The following is a 22,629-nucleotide window of genomic DNA, read 5'->3' as shown; positions in this document are numbered from 1 at the left end:
ACAAACCATGCAAAGGGTAAACCGCGACACGTATGCCAGCCAGGATGCTGCCAGTGCCCTCGAGCAGAGGGTGGCGCTGATTCGCCAGCACTTTCCACCGGGCATCGCCCATCTGTATGCAATCCCCAGGCAGGGCCGCGATGGCGTGCTGGAATGGTGGTCGGAGCTTGAGGGGCAACCGAATCTGTATGCCACGCTCGGGCGCGAACAGCAGGCTGCGCTACTGAAGCGCTACGAGGAGCGGCAGGCAGCCGTCGGCCAGCTGGCGGACGAGTTGCAAAGGCGCGGCCAGGGGCCTGCAGCCGCGGCCTTACGCACGCTGGTAGGGCCACCAGACCTGGCCAACCTGTACAGTGTCAACGGCGAACCGCTGGTCATTCGCTGGGGGCAACCGACACCCGTCGCGCCACCGCCACCGCCACCGCCACCGCCAAAAGTAGCGCCGGTCAAACCAAAGCCCGCACCAGCACCGGTCAAAACCCGAACCATGGTGACCGTCGAACGCCGCCGCCTGCGCCTGTGGCCCTGGCTGTTGTTTGGCCTGTTATTGCTGCTGCTCTACTGGCTGTACAGCAGCTGGCCCGTTCTGTACCAGCGCTGGCAAGGCTACACGCAGGCCGCAATCTGTACGCCGGGAGATGCCTTCCAGGCCTCGGAGTTTGCAGTGGTGCTGGACACCTCCGGTTCCATGGACCAGCGCATCAGGATAAAAAAGCAGGATGACCCGTGGTATATCAGCCTGCTGGCACGCATCCCCTTCGTCGATGAACTGCTGGCCAACAACCAGCCGCAACGGCTCACCCGCATGGACGTGGCAAAAAGCTCGCTGACCTCGGTAATCGGCGACCTGGACAAGGATGTAGACATGCGCCTGGTCACCTTCAATGGCTGCCGCAGCCCGGTCGATCACGGCGTCTTCGGCCAAGGCCAGCGCGCCGACCTGATCAAGCGTGTCGCCGGCCTGGATGCGCGGGGCGGGACGGGCCTGGGCATCAGCCTGCAAGCGGCAGCCAGCAAGATGAACGGGCGTGATCGGGATGGGGTGATCGTGATGTTCGTGGATGGCCGGGACAGTTGCGGCACCAGTGTCTGCACCGTGTCGGAACAGATAGCCAAGAGCCAGCCACGGTTGCGGATCAATGTGGTCAATATCAGCGCCAGCACCGGCTCCAACTGTGCCGCCAGCAATACTGGCGGGCGGGTGTATACCGCCAATGATGCTGCAGCCGTTGCCGCAGCACTCAAGGAAGCGAGCCAGGAGGTGGCCGCGAGCGGTTGCTTGTAGACACACCCAACCTCCTGTGGGAGCGGGCGTGCCCGCGAAGAATCCAGTGCGGTGTCTGGCACCGGCTACGCCGGTGTTCGCGGGCACGCCCTAATGCCTGTCAGTTAAGTAATTTGGGGCCGCGTTGCGGCCCATCGCCGGCAAGCCAGGCTCCCACAGATATGGCGCATGGTTTGAATTCAATGCAGTCGGTGTGGGAGCTGGCTTGCCGGCGATGGGCTGCGCAGCAGCACCGGCAGTCTTGACTGACTGGCATTAGGGCACGCCCGCTCCACAAGGACCACACAAGCTTTCAGATTCGCGCAAGACAGTTACCCAGCAGGCCGATGACGTTTTTCAATCGACTCCATGCCGTTTCCTGCATTGCCGTGCAGAGCGCCGTGCCGGATGCTTTAGTTACTCCGAGACAGCGCTTTTTTCACCCGCAGAGGCCCGTATGAAGACCGTCGAACAAATCCTCAAGACCAAGTCCCAGCACCAGACCGTGTACACCATCGGCCCGGATGACTCGGTGCTCGACGCCCTGAAACTGCTGGCGGAAAAAAACGTCGGTGCGCTGCCGGTGGTCGAGGGCAACCAAGTGGTGGGTATCGTCAGTGAACGCGACTATGCGCGCAAACTGGTGCTCAAAGGCCGCTCTTCCGCCGCGACCCCGGTGCGCGAGATCATGAGTGCGCCGGTGGTTACCGTCGAACCCAAGCAGAACCTCGAGTACTGCATGAACCTGATGACCAACCGCCACCTGCGCCACCTGCCGGTAGTCAGCAATGGCGAACTGCTCGGGTTGCTGTCGATTGGTGACCTGGTCAAGGAAACCATCGCCGAACAGGCCAGCCTTATCCTCCAACTGGAGCAGTACATCCGCGGCGAATGAAGCCACTCAATGGTAGGCGCGCTCCAGTTCGTCCAGTTGATGGTCGAAGCTGCGCAGACGTGCCGACCAGGTGTACACCAGCACTTCCAGGTCGCGGTTGAGCACTGCGGTATTGCCGTGGCCGCTGTGGGTGGGTTCGCCCAGGTCCAGCTGGTAGCGCTCACGGGCCATGGCCTGGGCCACGCTGGACAGGTCGCGGGCGTTGGCCAGCCAGTGGTGATGGTGGTCATGGATTTCGCGGTCGAGCAGCCGGCACTGGCGCTTCAGTGCATCTAGGCTCTGCTCCAGCGGGGTACCCCTGAGTTCGCCCATGACCTCTTCGAAAGTGCGCCCGGAATGCCAGTAGCTGCCCCAGAAATAGCGGTCGAACACAGTTTCGACACGGCGTAGCGCGACTTTGGTGTTCCAGATGGTCAGCAGCGTTCGCCCCTGGATCACTTCGCGCTTGTTCAGGTGCAGTTGCTGCCAGGCAATCCAGGTCAGTGCCACCAGTACAACCGCCACAGTGACTGCGGCAGCGGCATACAGGAAGTGCACCGCCTGGTTCATCGGTTGCGCCTGCCTGATGCCGTGGAAGTAACTGGCCGTCAGGATGCCCAGGATCGTCACGGAACACCAGAAGCCTGGTGCGTAGGGATCTTTCATCGCGCTATCCCCTTATTGTTTCCCTGAGCATAGCAACGGCCACTCACTCGTCAGGTGCCGCTCGGCGCTTTATTTTTTCTGCGGATGAAGCGCCTCGTTGAGTTGGTCGATCATCGGAATCCAGTCGTCATCGGCAATGTACTTCTCTTTCAGGAAGGCGCGCTGCGAGTCATTCCAGAAAGGGGCGTCAACCAGCTTCACATCGTCGTCGAGCGGCGAATGGGTAGTGATGAACCGGTCGATTTCGACAGGCTCGTCAGATAGCCCCAGCTGTTTGAATATTTCCGACAAAGGATGAATCGGCTTGTCCATGGTTCCTCCTCGGTGCCGGGCCGAACATTGACGATGTCAGCCCGACTTGGGTTGAGAGCACCTATTGCAGATCTTGCTCCATGCTCATGAGAAACAGATGATCGTGATCACCCGTCTCACGGTAGACAGCGCCCCGAGCAACACGACTCGAATCAAACGCTTTTTATCTGCCAATAGCCTGAATGCGGTCTATCAGATTGGTGCGCGGCGCAAGGTGGCCAGGAAAGTGGCCGCACCAATGAACAACCCGGCAAAAGTCCGGTTCAAGCGCTTCTGCTGCTTGGGCGTGCGCAGCAGGCGCAGCACCCGCGCGGCCAGCCCGGTGTACCCGGCCATCACTAGCAGGTCGACACTGACCATGGTCAGGGTAATCGCCACATATTGCGGCAGCAGCGGTGCATGGGGGTCGATGAACTGTGGCAGCACCGCCAGCATGAACACCAGCGCCTTGGGGTTGCTGACGTTGACCAGAAAACCGCGGAACACCAGGCTCAGCGGTTTGCCGATCGGGCGCACGCCCGATTCATCGGTCATGTCCATCGGCAGGGCGCGCCACTGCTTGTAGGCCAGGTAGACGAGGTAGGCGACGCCGAACCATTTAATGAACTGGAAGGCCGTGGCCGAGGCGGCCAATACGGCGCCGACGCCGGCGGCGATGATGGCGATTTGCAGGATCAGGCCCAGCTGCAGGCCCAGGGCGTTCCAGTAACCACGCCAGAAGCCGTATTGCAGGCCGCTGGACATCGAGGCAATTGCCCCGGCACCGGGTGACAGGCTGATCACCCAACAGGCGGCAAAGAAGCCCAACCATACTTCCATCGACATCACACACCTCGCTCGAACATATGTTGCAAAACGTTAAGCTAAGGGGTTGGTGAAAAAATAACCAGTGATTTTTGGGGTATTTGGGGCTTTGAGTGGGTTGTGTTGGGGGATGAACGCCTTGGCATTTTCAGCGCCTATGAGATCGAGCGCCGCCCGCGCGGCGCTTCGCGGGGCAAGCCCGCTCCCACAGTCTGTTTCGGGCCAATCACTCCTGTGATTTCACCACTGGCCGCCTTGTTTGGGCGACGCGATATCGAGTCAGGCGCCAAAGCGGTCGCGCGCAGATTCAACAGAAATAACTGGCCCGAAACAGATGTGGGAGCGGGCTTGCCCCGCGAAGCGCCGCGCGGGCGGCGCTCGATCTCCCAGACGCTGAAGGCCTCAAGGCGAACACCTTTCAGCCTTCACCCGATCAAGACAGCGCCTCAAGCTCGGCCTGCATGCTTTCGAGGCTTTCCAGCGCTTCCATCCAGGCCTCTTCCAGCTCACCTTCGCGTTGCTTGAGCTTGGTCTGGCGGGCCAGCAAGTCACGCAGTTCGTCCTTGCGCGCCGCGTCGTACAGGCCCGCATCGCCCAACGCGGTCTCGATCTCGGCCAGTTGCGCGTGCACCAGGTTGAGTTCGCTTTCCAGCTTGTCTGCGGCCTTCTTGTGCGGGGCCAACTGCTGGCGCAAGGCGGCAGCGGCCTGGCGCTGGGCTTTCTTGTCGGTCTTGTCCGGGTTGACTGGAGCACTACTGGCCGGCGCGCTGCGCTGGCGGAACTCGACCAGCCAGCGGCTGTAGTCGTCGAGGTCGCCGTCGAAGGTTTCGACCTTGCCATCGGCTACCAGCAGGAAGTCGTCGGTGGTGCTCTTGAGCAGGTGACGGTCGTGGGAGACCACCACCACGGCACCGGCGAACTCCTGCAAGGCCATGGTCAACGCCAGGCGCATTTCCAGGTCGAGGTGGTTGGTCGGTTCGTCGAGCAGCAGCAGGTTCGGCCGTTCCCAGGCAATCAGCGCCAGCGCCAGGCGGGCCTTTTCACCACCGGAGAAGTTCACCACCGGCTCTTCGCAGCGAGCGCCATGGAAGTCGAAGCCGCCAAGGAAGTCGCGCAGGGTCTGCTCACGCTCGGTGGGGGCGATGCGCTGCAGGTGCAGCAGCGGGCTGGCCTTGTCGTCCAGCGAGTCCAGCTGGTGCTGGGCAAAGTAGCCAACGGCCAGGTTTTCACCACGGACCAGGCGGCCCGACAGCGGCTCAAGCTCACCGGCGAGGTTTTTGATCAGGGTCGACTTGCCGGCACCGTTAGGGCCGAGAAGGCCAATGCGCGCACCCGGGGTGAGCTGCAGCTTGACCTTGTCGAGGATGGCTTTGTCGCCATAACCCAAGCGGCCTTCGGACATGCTCAGCAACGGGCTGGAGATTTTCTGCGATTCGCGGAAGACGAAGTCGAACGGCGAATCGACATGCGCCGCCGACAGTTCTTCCATGCGCTCCAGGGCCTTGATCCGGCTTTGTGCCTGGCGGGCCTTGGTGGCCTGGGCCTTGAAGCGGGCGATGTACTTTTCCATGTGCGCGCGCTGCGCCTGTTGCTTCTCGTAGGCCTGTTGCTGCTGCGCCAGGCGCTCGGCACGGGTGCGCTCGAAGGCGGTATAGCCGCCCTTGTACAGGTTCAGCTTGCGCTGTTCGACATGCAGCACGTGGTCGACCACGGCATCGAGGAAGTCACGGTCGTGGGAAATCAGCAACAGTGTGCCCGGGTAGCCCTTGAGCCAGTCTTCCAGCCACAGGATGGCGTCGAGGTCCAGGTGGTTGGTGGGCTCGTCGAGCAGCAGCAGGTCTGACGGGCACATCAGTGCCTGGGCCAGGTTCAGGCGCATCCGCCAGCCGCCGGAGAAGTCGCCGACACGGCGGTCCATCTGCTCGTTGGTAAAGCCCAGGCCGGCCAGCAACTTGCGCGCACGGGCGTCGGCGGTATAGCCGTCGGCGCTTTCCAGCTCACTGTGCAGGCGCGCCAGGGCGGTGCCGTCGTGGGCGTGCTCGGCGGCAGCCAGTTCGGCCTGGACCTTGCGCAGGCGCACGTCACCGTCGAGCACATAGTCCACGGCCAGGCGGTCGAGGGTGTCGACCTCTTGGCGCATGTGGGCGATACGCCAGTCACCGGGCAGCTGGCAATCGCCGGCATCGGGCGACAGCTCACCGCGCAGCAAGGCGAACAGGCTGGATTTTCCGGCGCCGTTGGCGCCGATCAGGCCGGCCTTGTGACCGGCGTGCAGGGTCATTTCGGCGCCTTCTAGCAAGCGCTGCGGACCACGCTGTAAAGTGAGGTTGGATAGTCTGATCATGATGGTCGCGGAGTCTACCAGCTTCCTCGGCCCATAGCGCGAGTGGAACCATGCACACCGACCTGTGGAATCACGCCCTGGCCCTGTACGCCAGGCCCGGCGTGGAGGCCGCCTGCCTCGACCTGCAGGCGCTGGGTGGCGATGTCTGCCTGCTACTGTGCGCAACCTGGCTGCAGGCACGTGGCATTGCCATGCTGGACGAGCGTGCGCAAGCACTGAAAGAAGTCGCCGAGCCTTGGCAACGTGACGTGGTCGCCCCGCTACGCAGCCTGCGACAGCAATGGCGAACGGCAGCGCAGGATGATGCGCAGCTGGCGCTGTTGCGTGAACAGGTGAAGGGGTTGGAGTTGCAGGCAGAAAAGACCTTGCTGGCACGCTTGCAGGCGCAGGCGCTACAGTGGCCCGCGGACTCCCGTGAGCCCACGGACGACTGGCTGGCCCGGCTGGCGCCGGACCAGGCTCGGCATCACGACGCGCTGGTGACGTTGCGCGTCGCGGCGGCTGCGCCTCAGGACGCCGAGGACGGCCCCTGAGCCGGGGTGCTGGCGGCTGCCGACGGAGCTACCGCAGTGGCCTGTGAAGCCGAGTTGGTTGCGGCAGCCGGAGTGCTGGCGGCAGGCGTAGCCGGCTTGGTTTCGGCTGGCTTGCTGGCGACGGGCTTGGCGGCGGCTGGTTTGGCGGCAGGCTTGGCTGCTGTGCGTGCTGGGGCCTTGGCGGCAGCTGGTTTGGCTGCAGCAGTGGCTTTGGCTGCTGGCTTCGCCGCAGGCTTGGCCGCAGCAGTCGCTTTGGCTGCTGGCTTCACCGCTGGCTTGGCTGCAGCAGTCGCTTTGGCTGCTGGCTTCGCCGCAGGTTTGGCTGCAGCGGTAGCTTTGGCTGCTGGCTTCGCCACTGGCTTGGCTGCAGCAGCGGTTCTGGCAGCCGGTTTCGCCGCTGGCTTGGCTGCAGCAGCGGTTCTGGCAGCCGGTTTCGCCGCTGGCTTGGCTGCAGCGGTGGCTCTGGCAGCCGGTTTCGCCGCTGGCTTGGCAGCAGCAGTGGCTTTAGCAGCTGGCTTGGCCGCAGGTTTGGCGGTAGCGGCTTTGGCGGCTGGTTTCGCCGCAGGCTTGGCTGCGGCAGAGGTCCTGGCAGCTGGCTTGGCTGCAGGTTTCGCAGCAGAGGGCTTGGCCGTTTTGGCTGCACGCAGGTCAAGCGCCTTGGCGGCAGCTTCGCGAACTTTGCCTACACCCTGGGCCAACTTGAGGCTGTCCTGGGCATCCCGCTTGAGTTGCTGAATGTAAGCGCGCGTCTGGGTTTGACGTTCCTTGAGGGAGTCGAGCAGTTCTTCAAGCTCGCCAATGGCTTTTTGCGCCTTGGTTTGCGCCTTGGCTTTACCGGCTTTGGCAGCGTCTTGCAGTTTCAGGCGGCCGTTGTGCAGTTTTTCCTGCGCCTTGCCGCGCTGCTTTTCCAACTTGGCCAACAGTTTTTCCGCATCAGCCAGCGCTTGCGAGCAGGCTTCTTCCAAGTGTTCGAGCAGGCTGCCCGAAAGTTGCTGGAGCAGGTGTAACGGCGTACTTACTGGCTTCTTTTTGGCCGACATGGTTTACCTCCTGGCTGACGAGATTGCGGCTCATACTATGCTTCTGCTGCTACCGCCGCTAGGGCATGTTGACAGTAATATTTACGCCGCGTTGCATGCCTGGGCAAAGTTGTAATCTTGCAGCTCGGTGCAAGTGTAGTTGCTGAATAAATCATTGCTGATTTTTGGCAATTGTCTGACTTGCAGCACATCCCCTGTAGGAGCGGCCTTGTGTCGCGATGGGCTGCAAAGCAGCCCCGTCAATATTTGCGGTGACGCTGAAATTCAGGGGCTGCTTCGCACCCCATCGCGACACAAGGCCGCTCCTACAGGGACCGCGAACGCCCAATAGAAAACCAAACGCTGGCATACTTCCCCGCTCATTGGCGCAGGAACTGACCATGCCTCGATTTCTTGTTTTAGGTTTATGCCTGCTGGCCCCCATCGCCCTGGCCGACAGCGACGAACACGACCTCGCCTACAGCCTCGGCGCCAGCCTGGGTGAGCGGCTGCGTCAGGACATGCCGGGCTTGCAACTGGATGCTCTGGTCGAAGGCTTGCGCCAGTCCTACCAGGGGCAGCCACTGAAGCTCGACAAAGCGCGCATGCAGGCCGTGCTCCAGCAGCATGAGGCGCAAGAGGGCGATGCCGAGGCGCAGAAACAGCAGGCGGCCGAAAAACGCTTCATGGCCAATGAGCGCGGGCGATATGGCGTGCGTGAATTACCGGAAGGTGTGCTCTACAGCGAACTGCAGGCAGGCACTGGCGCGCAGCCGAAAGCCGGCGGCAAGGTGCAGGTGCGCTATGTGGGCAAGTTGCCGGATGGCTCGGTATTCGACCAGAACCAGACACCTCAGTGGTTCAGCCTGGACTCGGTGATTGAAGGTTGGCAGGTGGCCTTGCCGCAGATGCACGCTGGCGCCAAATGGCGCCTGGTGATTCCGTCGGCACAAGCCTATGGCGCCGAGGGCGCGGGTGACCTGATTGCACCCTATACACCCTTGGTGTTCGAGATCGAACTGCTGGCGGTTGGCGACTGACGCCAACACTCAGGCCTGGACCGCGCCCTCTTCCTTGTGCGCGTTGTGCAACACTTCGATCAGGCAATCTTCCAGTTCGAAGCGCTCGTGCAACAGAGCACCCAGCTTAGTCAGCTTTTCGGCAAAACGAGCCGGGTCCGAGCACTCACCCTTCGCACAATGGTCGTTGAAGGCCAGAGCAATCTGGGTACTGTCATCAATACGAGGATTGATCTGAGTGGCCAGCTCCAGACCGCGCGTGTCACCAAATGCCTTGGCTTCACTGACCAGTTGTTCGCTGACCTCGAAGTGCCACGCGGAAACGTAGTCGACAAGAAGAGCACAGAAATCTCCGTGCGTATCCTTGTCGGTGAAGGCCGGCTTCACATCGCGCAACGCACGGAAAGCCTGCACCAGCTCGTGGCGCTCCTTCAGCCAACGATCGATCAGATCGTGAACCCCACCCCAGCGTTCCTGGGCGTTTTGACAACTATCGAGCATGGCGATCTCTTCCCTTCTGGGTAGATGCCGCTGCACCTCGCACCACGACCGCGCAGCACAAAGGTGACATCAGCAGGACGGCATCGAGCAGTTGTGTTTTCGGTATACGTGCTGCGAGATTATTCCCGCGCGTGCTGCCCTTCAAGGTACGCAGCGTACAAAATTCATACAAGTGTTTAATACCCTGTTACACCGCCATTGGTCGCGCTGATGGTGCAACCTTGCGCCAGGTCATGTTCTTGCCAGGCTGCGGAAACGATACGCCAGCAGGCAACTCAAGGGCAGCGTCGCCAGCAGCAGGAACGCCAGCAGGCTCCACTCGGGCAAGGTCAGGTCGAGAAAGCTCCAGGTCAGCGAGCTGCAATCCGGGCCACCGAGCAGCAGTTGCCGGGCTGCCTCGCCCCAGGCCTGTTCGAACACCCGCCCGATCGGCACCGGGCATTCCTGAACAGCCCTGCCAGCGCCTTGCAGCCAGACATGCCGTGCCGCCAGCAACGCCCCGCCCAGTGCGCAAGCCAACGTGGCCCATGCATAACGCCGAATGCCCCGTGCACCTGGCGCCTGCAGCACGGCGGCCAGGCTCAGCAGCGCGTACAAGGCCAGCAGCAAACGCTGGCTGAAACACAAGGGGCATGGCACCAGCCTGAGCATGTTTTCAAGATGGAAGGACGCAGCCAGTACTGCCAGTGCGGCCAGGCAAGCAGGAAGGAATAAGGTGCGTAAACGGGCCGGCAGCATGGGCGGTGGAGGTCCCGGGGAAGAGGTAGTGGCTTGAAACGGTAGAGGAAAGACGCGCTTTGTTTCAAGGCACGACAGCGACGACAAGTCGCTGAAACGCGTAGGAAATTTCCACTGCCTCGGTAGGAGGCGACTGAAGAACTGGCATGCAGATCTAACGTGCAACGCTAGATAAATTACCAACCCCCACAGCCCGCACCTTGGCGCGGGCTGTGGGGTCGGTCAGGCGCGCTCGCCTTCTGGCAGGGGCAGGGCCAGCAGGCGTTCGTCCAGCAGGCCAAGGCCCTCCTGGAACAGTTGGTTACTGCGCTCGGTCTCGCCCAGGCCGGCGAGCAGGCGGGCCAGTTCGGCACAGGCCTCCGGGTTGCGCTCCATGCGCAGGCTGCTTTCCAGGTAGTCACGCGCCTTGCCCCACAGACGGTTCTGCAGGCTCAGGCGGCCTAGGGTCAACAGCAGGCTGGCGTCTTGCGGGTGAGCCTTGAGCCAGCCTTCGGCGGTTTGCAGCTGGCGTGCCGGGTCATCGCCGCGCACCAGGCCGTACAGGCGGGCCAGATGGCTTTCGTAGTCACGTTTAAGGGCCGTGCGCAGGACCTGCTCGGCCTCGCTCTGAGCGCCCACCTGCCGCAACTGCTCGGCGTAGGCCAGCACCAGTTGCGGCTCTTGCCGCTGGGCAGCAGTCAGCTGTTGCCAGGCGCGTTCCAGTGCCTGCCGGGCACTTTGCGCATCTTCGCCACGGGTGGTGGCCAGGCTCAGGTTCTGGCCCCAGGCACGCTGCTCGAGGGCAGCCAGTTCGGTGGCCGGTAGCACCTTGCCCTTGCGCAGGTCAGGCAGCAGGCGGATCAGGGCTGACCAATCACCGCGCTCCAGATAAAGGCGCTGCAGCAGGCGCAGCACCTGGCTGTTGTGCGGGTGGCGCTCCTGCATGGCCAGCAGGGTTTCAAGAGCACCGTCGCTTTCGCCACGGTCCATCTGCAGCTGGGCATGGGTCAGTGCAATAGCCAGTTCTGCCTGCGGCTGGCGCTCCAGGGCGCGCTCCAGCAAATTGTCACTGTCTTCGGTACGGCCCTGCTCGTTGGCAGCTCGTGCAGCACCGAGGTAGTACAGCAGCGGCTGGCGCTCGGCCTCGGCGGCGCGGTGCAGGTGGCGCTGGGCACTGGCCCAGCGGCCCTCGGCGAGATCAAGCTGGCCTTGTTCGATGGCCAGGCGGATGCGCCGGCTGCGGTTGCGCCGCGACCACGGGTTGACCACGCCACTGGAGGTCAGCACCAGGCCAACCAGATAACGCAGCAACCACAGCAGCAGGACGACCATCAGCAGCCCGGCAAGGGCTGCCCACAGCCCTGATTGATAGCGGAAGCCACCATAGGAGATCAGCACGTAGCCGCTGTGCTTGGCGACTGCGATACCCAGCGCCGCGGCAACCACAATGGCCAGCACGGCCAGCAGGTAGACACGCTTCATGGCTTGCCCCCTTCAGCCTCGGCCGGCAGGTGACGGCGCTGGATGTAGGCCTGCACGGTCGCCAGGCTTTCGCTGAGGTCGGGGGTTACCACCGACACCGGCTGCTCGGCCAGCGCATTGAGGCTGTCGAGCATGGCCTTGCTTTGCGGGTTGTCGGCGTTGAAGTTGGCCAGCAGCACGCTGCGGGCATCGTCCAGCGCCTGGGTGTAGACCTTGGCATCACCATTGAGCGCCGCCCACTGAGCCTGCTCGATAGTCAGGCTCAGCGCCAGGCGCAGCTGGTTCAGTTGCTGCCCTGCCAGCAGCGGCCGCACGTTGTCATCGGCATTGAAGTCGATCTGGAAGTACTTGGAAATCTCTGCCCACCACTGCGACAGGCGGCTGGCGCCATCACCGTCGGCCGTCAGCGCGCCGAGGGCATCGGCATTGCTGTCGAACTCAGGCGATTGGGCACTCAGCTGTTGTACCAGCTCGCGCTGCGCAGCCAGTTTCAGGAACAGGCCGGTACGGTCGGGTTGCTGGGTGCTGTTGAGCGTGGCCAGGCTGCGCGCCAGCTGTTCGCGGGCGGCGAAGGCACCCGGGTCGCTCTGTTCACGCAGGATCTCGTCGGCGCCTTCGACCAGCGCCTTGGCACTGGTGATGTCCTGCAGGGCCGACAGCCGCAGGGTGGCCAGGCGTAGCAGGTGCTCGGCTTCGGCCAGGCGCCACTCCTTGCGGCTTTCACCCAGTACCGTTTCCAGCCGCTGGCTAAGACGCTGCTGGTCGCCCTGCAATTGCGCCACCAGCCGGCGGCGGTCTTCCAGCTCGCTGGCCGCCGGCAGGCTGGCCAGTTGCGCGCTGATCTGCTGTTCACGCTGCTGCAGGGCCTCGGCACGCTGGTTAAGCGCCTCGAGGTGCTGGCCCTGGTTGAACTCGCTGCCTTGCAGTTGACGCACCTGCCAGACACCCCAGCCCCCTACCGCCACCCCGGCTGCACCGAGCAGCAAGGCCAGCGCTGCCAGGCCACTGCCGGAGCGCTTGGCAGGTGGGGTGGTAACGGGGTCCGCCGGCGCCTGTGCCGACGGCTGATCGTTATTGGACAAGACAGTCTCGCTCACGTATCCATCCTTTGCATGGGGGCGCATCGCGTTCAGCTTAGCGCCTTAAGAGGCAGGTGCAGCGCTACGCTGCACAGCTGCCAGCAAGGCCGTGGCACTGGCGCCACGGCAATCCACAACCTGTTGGGCCCCGGCGGCCCTGGCCTGGCCGGCGACCCGCGGGCTGGGTACGAACAGCGGCAGCCGGGCCAACTGCGGCCAATCGGCGCCGGCCAGCTGCTGCAAATGTTCCAGACCCTGCCCACTGCTGACCACCAGGCCATTGAGGCGTTCCGCTTCGATGCAGCGCATCAGCGTGCCCGCCGGGTAAACCGGCAGGCAGCGGCGATACAGTTCCAGATATTCGACACTAGCACCTTGCTCTGCAAGACGCTCTGCCAGCAGTTCGCGACCTCCAACGCCGCGCACGATCAATACACGCGGTGCCGACACGGCAACGGCCTGTGCCAGGGCCGGAAGCGCCAGCAAGGCTTCGCTGTCATCGCCACGCGGCGGGCTGCCCACTTCGAGGCCCGCATCCTGCAGCACGGCAGCAGTGGCCTCACCTACGGTGAACCAGCCTTGCCGAGGCGGCTGCAGGCGGGCTTGGGCCAGTTGTTCCAGCAACAAGCGGGCGGCCGGTTTGCTGACCACGATGATCGCCTGAAAGCTGTTGAGCCGTTGCAGCAACGCTTGCTGCTGCGCTTCGAGACCAATGGGTGCAATTTCCAGCAGCGGCAAGCAGCTACTGGCCACCCCCGCTGCCGCCAGGCTTTGCGCCAGCGCCGCGCAGTCCTCGGCAGGCCGGGTCAGCAACAGGCGCCATTGGCTCACGGCTGGCCGGCCTCGCCGTAGACTTCCTTGAGGATGGCTTCTGCGCCTTGGCCCAGCAAGTCTTCTGCCACCTGCACGCCCAGCGCCTCTGCAGCCGCGCGGGGTGCGCGGGCATCGGCCACCAGCAAGGTGCCGCCGCTCGGTTGGCCGACCAGACCGCGCAACCACAGCTGCTCGCCTTCGAGCACCGCGTAGCAAGCGATCGGCACCTGGCAGCCGCCATTCAGGCGTTTGTTCAGGGCGCGTTCGGCCACCACCCGGTCGGCGGTGTCGATGTGGTGCAGCGGCGCCAGCAGGGCATGGATCTGGTGATCGGCGCTGCGACACTCGATACCCACCGCGCCCTGCCCACCCGCCGGCAGGCTGTCATCGACGCTGATGGAGGCGCTGATGCGGTCTTCGAAGCCCAGCCGAATCAGGCCAGCAGCGGCGAGGATGATGGCGTCGTATTCGCCAGCATCGAGCTTGGCCAGGCGGGTGTTGACGTTGCCGCGCAGAAAGCGGATTTGCAGGTCTGGGCGGCGCGCCAGCAGCTGGGCCTGGCGGCGCAGGCTGGAGGTGCCGACAATGCTGCCGGCAGGCAGCGCTTCGAGGCTGGCGAAGGTATTGGAGACGAACGCATCGCGCGGGTCTTCGCGCTCGCAGATGCAGTACAGGCCCAGGCCTTCAGGGAAGTCCATGGGCACGTCCTTCATCGAATGCACGGCGATGTCGGCTTCGTTGTCCAGCAAGGCGGTTTCCAGTTCCTTGACGAACAGGCCCTTGCCGCCGATTTTTGCCAGCGGCGCGTCGAGTAGCTTGTCGCCGCGGCTGACCATGGGCACCAGGGTCACCAACAGACCGGGGTGGGCCTGCTCGAGGCGGGCTTTGACGTATTCGGCCTGCCATAGGGCCAAGGCACTTTTACGGGTGGCAATGCGGATTTCGCGAGTGGACATGAAACGCCCCGATCCAGAGAAATGCCGCCGATGATAACAGCATCGTCGGGATCGCTTGCAGATGTGGATCAACAGGTCCTGCGTAGCCCAAGGTAGGAGCGGCCTTGTGTCGCGATGGGCTGCGCAGCAGCCCCGGCAGTTCTTGCGGCGAAGTTGAGATTCTGGGGGCGCTTCGCACCCCTTTCGCGACGCAAGGCCGCTCCTACACAGGGACCGCGCAGCCCCGGGAGCCTTAGAGCGTCTGCATCATCTTGCGCACGCCGGCCACATGGCGCCGGCTGACAGTCAGGGCATCGCCGTCCAGGCCTTTCAGGTACAGCTGAAAGTGCCCCAGCGGGGTGCGCTGCAGGCGTTCGATACGTTCACGGGCGACTAGCGCATTGCGGTGGATACGCACAAAGCGTTCGCCAAATTCGTCTTCCAGGGCCTTGAGCGGCTCATCGAGCAGCACTTCGCCTGTTTCGTGGCGCAAGGTCACATATTTGTGGTCGGCAATGAAATAGATCACCTGGGGCAAAGGGATCAACTCGATGCCTTTGCGCGTACGGGCGCTGATGTGGCTGCGTGGGCCGCCACCTTCATTGGCCGGCCGGGTCAGCGCCGCCAACTGGGCGCGGTTGGGTTTCTCGGCCTTGCGCAAGGCATCGCGCAGCGCCTGGGCCTGGAACGGTTTGGTCACATGGCTGAGGGTACTGTCCTTGAATGCCTCGGCACCGTATTCATCATCCCCGGTGCAAAACACCACCGCCGGCGGCGCCTCACGCTCGCACAGGCGAGCAGCAACCTGCAGGCCATCCAGGCCTGGCATGCCGATGTCCAGCAGGACCACATCGGGCTTGAGGCTTTCGATCAGCGTCAGGGCCTCTTCGCCGTTGGTGGCGCTGGGCTCCAGTACGGTGTAACCCTCCAGTTCGCCGAGCAGCCGGCTGAGGCGTTCGCGGCCTTGGGGTTCGTCATCAACGATCAGGACATTCATAATTGCGCTGGATTCCTGAATGAGTCTCGCACAGGTATAGCGTAGACAGGTGTGGTTCGAGCGACACTGCGGTCACGCTCTAGACCGGTGCGATGGCCAAAGATTCACTCGGCTGGCAGATTCACCGCCAGTCCTCTGTCCAACTGTAGACGGTCCGTGGAACACTGCCGTTCATTCCTTAAAATCCTTCTCTGCCATTTTCCGGGCATTTCTCTCGACCGGCGCCCTGCGGCAGCCAGCCCAACCCTGCTATTATCGGCGCCACTTTTTCGTTCACGCCTGCAATGAGTGAATCCATGAGCACCGACAAGACCAATCAGTCCTGGGGCGGCCGCTTCAGTGAGCCCGTCGACGCCTTCGTCGCCCGTTTCACCGCCTCGGTCGACTTCGACAAGCGCCTGTACCGCCACGACATCATGGGTTCGATCGCCCATGCCACCATGCTGGCGCAGGTCGGCGTGCTCAGCGATGCCGAGCGCGACACCATCGTCGATGGCCTGAACACCATCCAGGGTGAAATCGAGGCTGGCAACTTCGACTGGCGCGTCGACCTCGAAGACGTGCACATGAACATCGAAGCACGCCTGACCGACCGCATCGGCATCACCGGCAAAAAGCTGCACACCGGCCGTAGCCGCAACGACCAGGTGGCCACCGATATCCGCCTGTGGCTGCGCGACGAGATCGACCTGATCCTGGCCGAAATCACCCGCCTGCAGCAGGGCCTGCTGGAGCAGGCCGAGCGTGAAGCCGAAACCATCATGCCCGGCTTCACCCACCTGCAGACCGCGCAGCCGGTCACCTTCGGTCACCACCTGCTGGCCTGGTTCGAAATGCTCAGCCGCGACTACGAGCGCCTGGTCGATTGCCGCAAGCGCACCAACCGCATGCCGCTGGGCAGCGCCGCGCTGGCCGGCACCACCTACCCGATCGACCGCGAACTCACCTGCAAGCTGCTGGGCTTCGAAGCCGTGGGCGGCAACTCGCTGGACGGCGTCTCGGACCGCGACTTCGCCATCGAATTCTGCGCGGCGGCCAGCGTGGCGATGATGCACCTGTCGCGCTTCTCCGAAGAGCTGGTGCTGTGGACCAGCGCGCAGTTCCAGTTCATCGACCTGCCCGACCGCTTCTGCACGGGCAGCTCGATCATGCCGCAGAAAAAGAACCCGGACGTGCCAGAACTGGTACGTGGCAAGACCGGCCGCGTGTTCGGCGCCCTGACCGGCCTGCTGACCTTGATGAAAGGCCAGCCGCTGGCCTACAACAAGGACAACCAGGAAGACAAGGAGCCACTGTTCGACGCCGCCGACACCCTGCGCGATTCGCTGCGTGCCTTTGCCGACATGATTCCGGCAATCAAGCCCAAGCACGCCATCATGCGTGAAGCGGCCCTGCGTGGGTTCTCCACCGCTACCGACCTGGCCGACTACCTGGTACGCCGTGGCCTGCCGTTCCGTGACTGCCACGAGATCGTTGGCCATGCGGTGAAGTACGGCGTGGACACCGGCAAAGACCTGGCCGAGATGAGCCTGGACGAACTGCGCCAGTTCAGCGACCAGATCGAGCAGGACGTGTTTGCCGTGCTGACCCTGGAAGGTTCGGTGAATGCGCGTGACCATATTGGCGGTACGGCGCCGGCGCAGGTGCGGGCTGCCGTCGTTCGCGGCAAAGGCCTGCTGGCTTCGCGTTAAGGCCCATTGCGAGGGCTTTGCCCTCGATCGCCGGCAAGCCAGCTCCCACAGATATCGCGTAACCCTCAAGGAAAACGCCGTAACTGTGGGAGCTGGCTTGCCGGCGATGGGCTGCGAAGCAGCCCCTGCTTTTAGCGCTTGCCGCTACGAATCATCTCCATGAAGGCCGGCATCGACGCCTCCTTGTCTGCCGCGATCCGCGCCATGTGCGGGTTCTCGCCCATCAGCTGCAGCAGCGCCTTGGCTTGCGGGAAGTCCGCCAGGAAGTCGATGTTCAGCACCTTCTTGCCCACCGCATAAGCCAGGTCGACCGAGAAGCAGAACATCAGGTCTGCCAGCGTCAACTGCTCACCCGCTACATACGGCTCAAACCGCCCATTGCGCTTGAGGGTGGCAAAACCGGCCAGCAGGTCGGCACGGGCCTTCTCCTTGACCAGCGGCTCCACCGACATGCCAAAGAACGACTCGGCGTAGCAGGTACGGGCCGGCAGCTCGATGTACAGCTCGATTTCCTTGAGCAGCTCGCGCACCTTGGCCTGCTCGAACGGGTCGGCCGGCAGCAATGCCTTGCCGCTTTGGGTCTGTTCGATGTAGTCGAGGATCACGCTGGTTTCACTGAGGAAACCGTGCTCGGTCTGCAGCACCGGCACCTTGCCCCGCGGGCTCACGTCCAGCGCCTGTGGCGCCTGGCCGCCATAGAAGGTGACTTCCTCGAAGGGCAGGCCTTTTTCCAGCAGGGCCAGCTTGACCATGTTGTAGTAGTTGCTGACCGAGAATCCATGAAGCTTGAGCATGAGGTAACAGCCTCCAGGCCGTAAGGGGTTGGCTCGGCTTTTATAGACCGAACGCCGGCCCCTGACCAGCGTCATGCACCCCGTCAATGCCCGGGCATTGCCGCCACGGGCGTGGCACACTGTGCATCCCACCACAGGAGTAGCGCCATGAGCGAGCCCACCGACATCGACAACGACGACGAAGCCTTCGCCGAGGCCACGCTGACCCAGGCCATCGAAAACCAGATCGAAAGCGGCGACCCGGCGGCGGCGAAAGCCACGTTCAACAAACTGACCCTGGTCGGTTATGAGCGCGATGACATTCTCAACCTGATGGCCCATGTATTGGCCTTCGAAATTGACAACATGCTGGTGGAAGACCGCGAGTTCGACCGCGAGTGGTACGAGAACGCCCTGAGGGGTCTGCCAGAGCTGCCACCTGAGATGGATCAAGGCGAGGATGAATAACCCGGCTACACTCGAAGATCAGGCACCGTAGAGAGTGCCGTCATCCTTGTCTGGAAGTCAGGAGTCGCCATGCCTTTTACCCCCGATCTGATCGACGAAATGGAAGTACTCGCGCTGTTCAAACACGACAGCAGCCAGGAAGGCATCAAGATAACCAGCACCGCCTCCCCGGCCCTGATTGCGGCTGCGCAACGTCTGCATGAAAAAGGGCTGACCGATCAGCCTGATGGCGGCTACCTGACCAGCCTGGGTCATGACGCTGTCGACAGCGTTCAGTTGCTGCAGCGCATTCTCAAGGCGCCACAGCCGGCCTGATCCGATATTGCAAGGGGCTGCGCTGCAGCCCATCGCCGGCAAGCCAGCTCCCACAGGTACTGCACTTGGCTTGAAAACGATGCGGTCGGTGTGGGAGCTGGCTTGCCGGCGATGGGCCGCAGCGCGGCCCCCGGTCAGTGAGCTGTCGCCCTGCGCTTTTCTGCCAGGCGCGAACGCCCGTACAGGAACACGATCGCCAGCAAGGCCACCGCCTGCGCCAACAGCGAGTAGGCGTCGGCATGAATCCCCAGCCAATCGAACTCGAAGAACGCCACCGGCCGCGTGCCCAGCACCCCGGCTTCTTGCAATGCCTTCACGCCATGCCCGGCGAAGACCACCGACAGTGCACACAGCAGCGCGGCGTTGATGCTGAAGAACAGCGTCAGCGGCAACTTGGCCGAACCGCGCAGAATCACCCACGCCAACCCCACCAGCAGCATCAGCGCCGTAGCGCCACCGGCCAGCACCGCCTGGTGCCCGGCAGGGCCTGCTTGTAGCCACAGGGTTTCGTAGAACAGAATCACTTCGAACAGTTCGCGGTAAACCGAGAAGAACGCCAGCACGGCAAAGCCGAAGCGCCCGCCGCCGCTGACCAGGCTGCTCTTGATGTAGTCCTTCCATGCCGCGGCGTGGCGACGGTCGTGCATCCACACGCCCAGCCACAGCACCATCACCGCGGCGAACAGCGCCGTGCAGCCTTCCAGCAGTTCACGCTGGGCCCCGCCTACGTCTATCACATAGGCTGCCAGCGCCCAGGTGGCAAAGCCGGCGACCAGTGCCAGCGCCCAGCCGATGTTAACGCTGCGCACCGCTGACTGCTGCCCGGTGTTACGCAGGAAGGCCAGGATTGCCGCCAAAACCAGAATCGCCTCCAGGCCTTCGCGTAACAGGATCAGCAACCCGGAGACAAAGCTCAGCGACCAGCTCAGGCCATCGCTGCCCAGCAGCTTGGAAGCCATTTCCAGCTTGGCCTTGGCTTCGCTCAGGCGTTGTTTGGCCTGGGCCACGGGCAATCCGTCCTGCAGCGACTGACGGTAGGCCATCAGCGATTTCTCGGTATCCTTGCGCGCCTGGGTGTCGATGTTGTCCAGCGAGCTTTCCACCAGCTCGAAGCCTTCCAGGTAAGCCGCCACTGACAGGTCATAGGCCTGGTCGTGATCACCTGCGCGGTAGGCAGCCAGGCTCTTGTCCAGGGTGCTGGCGGTGTATTCGAGCAATTGCGCCGGGCCACGTTTAACCTGCGGCGGCTGCGCACGCTGGGCGCGGAACGCTTCTACGACCGCATTGCCTTCGTTGGCGGCAACTTCGGCCGGGGTCTGGCGGGCCAGGTCGGCGATGTTCCAGGTCTTGTCACCTTTGCCGGCTTCCGGCTTGGCGGTGAAGCTGGCGATGTAGGCCGCTACGTCCCAGCGCTGGCGGTCGTCCAGCTGGTCGGCAAAGGATGGCATCTCGGTGCCGTCGATGCCCAGGGCCAGGGTGTTGTAGAGGTCGAACAGGCTCAACTGGTCCAGGCGCGCAACATCGCGCAGGTTAGCCGGGGCAGGCTCCAGGCCGACGCCTGCCGGACCATCGCCGGCGCCGGTTTCGCCGTGGCAGATTGAGCAGTTTTGCGCATACAGCGAAGCGCCACGGGCCGGGTCCGGGGTAATTACCGGGGCCTGGCTGACCTCGTAGGCCACTGCCAGGCGCGCGCCCAGCTGGCGGGCCTGCTTCGCAACCGCCGCGCCTTCATGGCGCTGCTCGATGGCCTGGCGCAGCGCCTGGACGCCCTGTTCCAGTGCAGCTTGCTCGGTATTGGCGGGCAGGCCTTTGACCAGTTCGGCCAGTACCGTGCTGAATTCCTGCTGCTCGCGGTATTCGCTATCGTCGATCACCTTGCCGTCCTGCACGGTGGGCGGGTAGTCGGCGCCAATGTAGTCCAGCAGGTGCAGGGCTTTGGTAGCCTCGGCGGGGGCTTCTGCCAGCGCCAAAGTGCTACACAGCGCCAGCACCGGGCCGAACAGTAGAGCCGGCAACCAGGCAAGCAGACGGGAACGGGTTTTCATGGCCAGTCTCAAAGGGAATGCGAAAGCGAACATTGTTCACTCCGACTTGGCTTCCCTCAAGGGTGCTGGGCAGATTTCATGAAAAATCTTGGTACAAATCTGATGAAGCGGGATTTCCTGGGCGAGGGCCGGACGCGATCCTGGGGGAACTATCTTGTGCTGCCTGTCAGGGCCTCATCGCCGGCAAGCCAGCTCCCACAAGTACCGCGCTGCCCTCAGACTCAGTGCTGGACTTATGGGAGCTGGCTTGCCGGCGATGAAGGCTGCACCGATATCGCTGGAAACACTGGGTACCAATTGATTCATCACCAGCAGATCCCTAGCCACTAGCCTGATCAACAAATCATCAGGAGGCAGGGAACATGGATCGTCCCCATTCAGAGCAGTTGCGGCTTGGCCGGTTTTCGGAAACCAGTCGATTGTATTTGCTTACCAGCACCACCCTTAACAGGGTCCCAATATTCAGAGACTTTCACTCGGCACGCTTGCTGGTGGCCGAATTCCGCCAGGCTGAGGAGGAAGGTGCCGCCCGATCTTTGGCATGGGTGGTGATGCCTGATCACTTTCACTGGCTGGTCGAGCTTGGGCCCGCCAGCCTGAAGCGCCTGATGCGCCGGGTGAAGTCCCGCAGCACCATGATGATCAACAGGCATCAAGGGCGAAGCGGTCAGCTCTGGCAGAAGGGGTTTCATGACCGGGCCTTGCGCCGGGAGGAGGATGTGCAAGATGTGGCGCGGTATATCGTCATGAACCCGAAGCGGGCGGGCTTGGTTACGAGGGCTGGGGATTATCCGCATTGGGATGCGATCTGGCTCTGATCGGGTTCTGCCTGGCAGGGCCCTATCGCCGGCAAGCCAGCTCCCACAGAGTTACTCATCAGCCTTGCAGCTGCTGCTGACCTGACAGGGCCTCCTCGCCGGCAAGCCAGCTCCCACAGAGTTGCTCATCAGCCTTGCAGCTGCTGCTGACCTGACAGGGCCTCATCGCCGGCAAGCCAGCTCCCACAGAGTTGCTCATCAGCCTTGCAGCTGCTGCTGACCTGTCAGGGCTTCATCGCTGGCAAGCCAGCTCCTACAGAGTGGACTCATCAGCCTTGCAGCAGGGGCTGATCTGTCAGGGCTTCATCGCTGGCAAGCCAGCTTCCACAGTTACTCATCAGTTTTGCAGCAGGGGCTGACCTGTCAGGTCCTGATCGCCGGCAAGCAAGCTTCCACAGTTACTCATCAGCTTTGCAACAAGGGTCGACCTGTCAGGGCCTGATCACTGGCAAGAAAGCACACAGGTAAATCAAAGAGCCCCAAGGCAGTGGAGTATCTGTGGGAGCTGGCTTGCCGGCGATGGGCCGCACATCGGCCCCAGGTTCTTGAAGGCTATTGAAGAACCTTGCTCATTCCTCGCTCCATATCATCGATCAGCGCCTTGGCCATCTCACTGAGTATCCGCGCAGCGCTGCCGGCAATGCGGTCATTTTCCATTTCCGCTTCGGTGGTCAGGTGGCGAATACAGCCGAGCAATACCGATAACTGACAAAAGGCATGGCTGAACGGCACATTGGGCTGCAGCCGGAACAGGTCGAAGGTTTCCACCCCTGCGGTTGCAGAATCTCTCGGATCATTGCTCATCGGGCCACTCCTTGATCGCGGTGGGTTGCATGGGTGTGATCACACACGGCATTGATCAGGCGGCAGAGCAAACGAATATTCATGCCCATGGCATTGCGCATGTCGCCAGGAGGGTTGTCGAGCAGGACTGTGGTGGTGTGGTCGATGGTCAGGGTGAGGGCGCTGATCAGCTCTTCGCAGCCTTTGGGGCTGAGTGGGTCGGCTACCGATATGGCGGGTGGGTCTAGCAGAAGTAATTCGGTAACAGATGAATCGTGGATGAGTTTTTTCATGATCGCATTCCTGGTGAATGATCTATGAACTGCAATCCTCTTCGTCTCACGGAAATTGGGTGGCAGTCGTGCTAGGGATGAGAC

Annotated in this window: 24 protein-coding genes; 8 read left to right on the top strand and 16 right to left on the bottom strand. The window is 62.9% G+C overall.

Going from position 1 to position 22,629, the window contains the following annotated elements; translation table 11 throughout:
• The first annotated feature begins 7 nt into the window (after window positions 1-7).
• Complete coding sequence (locus ACI2KG_RS06685) at window positions 8-1,285, top strand: hypothetical protein (RefSeq protein WP_404661306.1); 1,278 nt, start codon at window positions 8-10, stop codon at window positions 1,283-1,285.
• A 436-nt stretch (window positions 1,286-1,721) separates the two neighbouring features.
• A complete protein-coding gene (locus tag ACI2KG_RS06680; protein ID WP_063914407.1) occupies window positions 1,722-2,159 on the top strand; it encodes a CBS domain-containing protein in 438 nt (145 codons plus the stop codon).
• Window positions 2,160-2,165: 6 nt separating this feature from the next.
• Here the strand turns inward: ACI2KG_RS06680 and ACI2KG_RS06675 are convergent, their stop codons facing one another.
• The 4 genes from ACI2KG_RS06675 to ACI2KG_RS06660 all read right to left on the bottom strand — a co-directional run bounded on the left by ACI2KG_RS06675 (window position 2,166) and on the right by ACI2KG_RS06660 (window position 6,264).
• Window positions 2,166-2,804 carry an NADH:ubiquinone oxidoreductase subunit N gene (locus ACI2KG_RS06675; protein ID WP_400616541.1) on the bottom strand — a complete coding sequence of 213 codons (639 nt, stop codon included), beginning with the start codon at window positions 2,802-2,804 and terminating at the stop codon, window positions 2,166-2,168.
• Between the two features lie 69 nt (window positions 2,805-2,873).
• The gene (locus ACI2KG_RS06670; RefSeq protein WP_400616538.1) at window positions 2,874-3,116 is read right to left on the bottom strand and encodes a DUF2789 domain-containing protein; all 243 of its coding nucleotides are present in this window, start codon (window positions 3,114-3,116) and stop codon (window positions 2,874-2,876) included.
• Between the two features lie 192 nt (window positions 3,117-3,308).
• Window positions 3,309-3,941 (bottom strand): LysE family transporter, encoded by a 633-nt coding sequence (locus tag ACI2KG_RS06665; protein ID WP_400616533.1) that lies wholly within the window; start codon window positions 3,939-3,941, stop codon window positions 3,309-3,311.
• A gap of 412 nt (window positions 3,942-4,353) precedes the next feature.
• The gene (locus ACI2KG_RS06660; protein ID WP_404661305.1) at window positions 4,354-6,264 is read right to left on the bottom strand and encodes an ATP-binding cassette domain-containing protein; all 1,911 of its coding nucleotides are present in this window, start codon (window positions 6,262-6,264) and stop codon (window positions 4,354-4,356) included.
• A 50-nt stretch (window positions 6,265-6,314) separates the two neighbouring features.
• Between ACI2KG_RS06660 and ACI2KG_RS06655 the strand changes: the two genes are divergently transcribed.
• The gene (locus ACI2KG_RS06655; protein WP_404661304.1) at window positions 6,315-6,797 is read left to right on the top strand and encodes a TIGR02444 family protein; all 483 of its coding nucleotides are present in this window, start codon (window positions 6,315-6,317) and stop codon (window positions 6,795-6,797) included.
• On the opposite strand, the gene ACI2KG_RS06650 is transcribed toward ACI2KG_RS06655, so the two are convergent.
• A complete protein-coding gene (locus ACI2KG_RS06650) occupies window positions 6,773-7,837 on the bottom strand; it encodes an AlgP family protein (protein ID WP_404661303.1) in 1,065 nt (354 codons plus the stop codon). The two genes, ACI2KG_RS06655 and ACI2KG_RS06650, sit on opposite strands and share 25 nt — an antisense overlap.
• A 380-nt stretch (window positions 7,838-8,217) precedes the next feature.
• On the opposite strand from ACI2KG_RS06650, the gene ACI2KG_RS06645 reads away from it, so the two are divergent.
• A complete protein-coding gene (locus ACI2KG_RS06645; RefSeq protein WP_404661302.1) occupies window positions 8,218-8,856 on the top strand; it encodes an FKBP-type peptidyl-prolyl cis-trans isomerase in 639 nt (212 codons plus the stop codon).
• A 9-nt stretch (window positions 8,857-8,865) separates the two neighbouring features.
• On the opposite strand, the gene rsd is transcribed toward ACI2KG_RS06645, so the two are convergent.
• The 7 genes from rsd to ACI2KG_RS06610 form a co-directional block, all read right to left on the bottom strand.
• Window positions 8,866-9,336 carry a sigma D regulator gene (gene rsd, locus ACI2KG_RS06640; protein WP_404661301.1) on the bottom strand — a complete coding sequence of 157 codons (471 nt, stop codon included), beginning with the start codon at window positions 9,334-9,336 and terminating at the stop codon, window positions 8,866-8,868.
• A 231-nt stretch (window positions 9,337-9,567) separates the two neighbouring features.
• A complete protein-coding gene (locus tag ACI2KG_RS06635) occupies window positions 9,568-10,074 on the bottom strand; it encodes a disulfide bond formation protein B (RefSeq protein WP_404661300.1) in 507 nt (168 codons plus the stop codon).
• Window positions 10,075-10,296: 222 nt separating this feature from the next.
• A complete protein-coding gene (locus ACI2KG_RS06630; protein WP_404661299.1) occupies window positions 10,297-11,535 on the bottom strand; it encodes a heme biosynthesis protein HemY in 1,239 nt (412 codons plus the stop codon).
• Entirely contained in the window at window positions 11,532-12,632 is a 1,101-nt protein-coding gene (locus tag ACI2KG_RS06625) for a uroporphyrinogen-III C-methyltransferase (RefSeq protein WP_404661298.1), read from the bottom strand. Before ACI2KG_RS06625 ends, ACI2KG_RS06630 begins: the two co-directional genes overlap by 4 nt.
• Before the next feature lie 45 nt (window positions 12,633-12,677).
• Window positions 12,678-13,445: a uroporphyrinogen-III synthase gene (locus ACI2KG_RS06620; protein WP_404661297.1), complete on the bottom strand. Its 768-nt coding sequence runs from the start codon at window positions 13,443-13,445 to the stop codon at window positions 12,678-12,680.
• Window positions 13,442-14,383: a hydroxymethylbilane synthase gene (gene hemC / locus ACI2KG_RS06615; protein ID WP_404661296.1), complete on the bottom strand. Its 942-nt coding sequence runs from the start codon at window positions 14,381-14,383 to the stop codon at window positions 13,442-13,444. Before hemC ends, ACI2KG_RS06620 begins: the two co-directional genes overlap by 4 nt.
• 232 nt (window positions 14,384-14,615) lie before the next feature.
• Complete coding sequence (locus ACI2KG_RS06610) at window positions 14,616-15,359, bottom strand: LytR/AlgR family response regulator transcription factor (protein WP_400616509.1); 744 nt, start codon at window positions 15,357-15,359, stop codon at window positions 14,616-14,618.
• Window positions 15,360-15,655: 296 nt separating this feature from the next.
• Between ACI2KG_RS06610 and argH the strand changes: the two genes are divergently transcribed.
• A complete protein-coding gene (gene argH / locus ACI2KG_RS06605) occupies window positions 15,656-17,050 on the top strand; it encodes an argininosuccinate lyase (RefSeq protein WP_404661295.1) in 1,395 nt (464 codons plus the stop codon).
• A 131-nt stretch (window positions 17,051-17,181) separates the two neighbouring features.
• Here argH and ACI2KG_RS06600 read toward each other — a convergent pair whose 3' ends face one another.
• The gene (locus ACI2KG_RS06600; RefSeq protein WP_404661294.1) at window positions 17,182-17,844 is read right to left on the bottom strand and encodes a glutathione S-transferase; all 663 of its coding nucleotides are present in this window, start codon (window positions 17,842-17,844) and stop codon (window positions 17,182-17,184) included.
• A 147-nt stretch (window positions 17,845-17,991) separates the two neighbouring features.
• On the opposite strand from ACI2KG_RS06600, the gene ACI2KG_RS06595 reads away from it, so the two are divergent.
• Window positions 17,992-18,291: a hypothetical protein gene (locus tag ACI2KG_RS06595; protein ID WP_404661293.1), complete on the top strand. Its 300-nt coding sequence runs from the start codon at window positions 17,992-17,994 to the stop codon at window positions 18,289-18,291.
• A gap of 69 nt (window positions 18,292-18,360) precedes the next feature.
• Window positions 18,361-18,606 (top strand): TIGR02647 family protein, encoded by a 246-nt coding sequence (locus ACI2KG_RS06590; protein WP_404661292.1) that lies wholly within the window; start codon window positions 18,361-18,363, stop codon window positions 18,604-18,606.
• Window positions 18,607-18,740: 134 nt separating this feature from the next.
• On the opposite strand, the gene ACI2KG_RS06585 is transcribed toward ACI2KG_RS06590, so the two are convergent.
• Entirely contained in the window at window positions 18,741-20,684 is a 1,944-nt protein-coding gene (locus ACI2KG_RS06585) for an FTR1 family protein (RefSeq protein WP_404661291.1), read from the bottom strand.
• 329 nt (window positions 20,685-21,013) lie between these two features.
• Here ACI2KG_RS06585 and ACI2KG_RS06580 point away from each other — a divergent pair, with 329 nt between their 5' ends.
• The gene (locus ACI2KG_RS06580; protein WP_404661290.1) at window positions 21,014-21,469 is read left to right on the top strand and encodes an REP-associated tyrosine transposase; all 456 of its coding nucleotides are present in this window, start codon (window positions 21,014-21,016) and stop codon (window positions 21,467-21,469) included.
• Window positions 21,470-22,021: 552 nt separating this feature from the next.
• Here the strand turns inward: ACI2KG_RS06580 and ACI2KG_RS06575 are convergent.
• Together ACI2KG_RS06575 and ACI2KG_RS06570 are read right to left on the bottom strand one after the other, a co-directional pair.
• Entirely contained in the window at window positions 22,022-22,273 is a 252-nt protein-coding gene (locus ACI2KG_RS06575; protein ID WP_404661289.1) for a DUF3077 domain-containing protein, read from the bottom strand.
• Window positions 22,270-22,545, bottom strand: coding sequence for a hypothetical protein (locus ACI2KG_RS06570; protein ID WP_404661288.1), 276 nt, complete (start codon window positions 22,543-22,545; stop codon window positions 22,270-22,272). The genes ACI2KG_RS06575 and ACI2KG_RS06570 overlap by 4 nt, the downstream gene beginning before the upstream one ends.
• Between the last annotated feature and the right edge of the window lie 84 nt (window positions 22,546-22,629).

The organism is Pseudomonas sp. NPDC089407, assembly GCF_044900445.1.
GTDB lineage: Bacteria > Pseudomonadota > Gammaproteobacteria > Pseudomonadales > Pseudomonadaceae > Aquipseudomonas.
The sequence above is the reverse complement of the archived record's forward strand: the minus strand, read 5'-3'. Positions and strand labels throughout refer to the sequence as shown.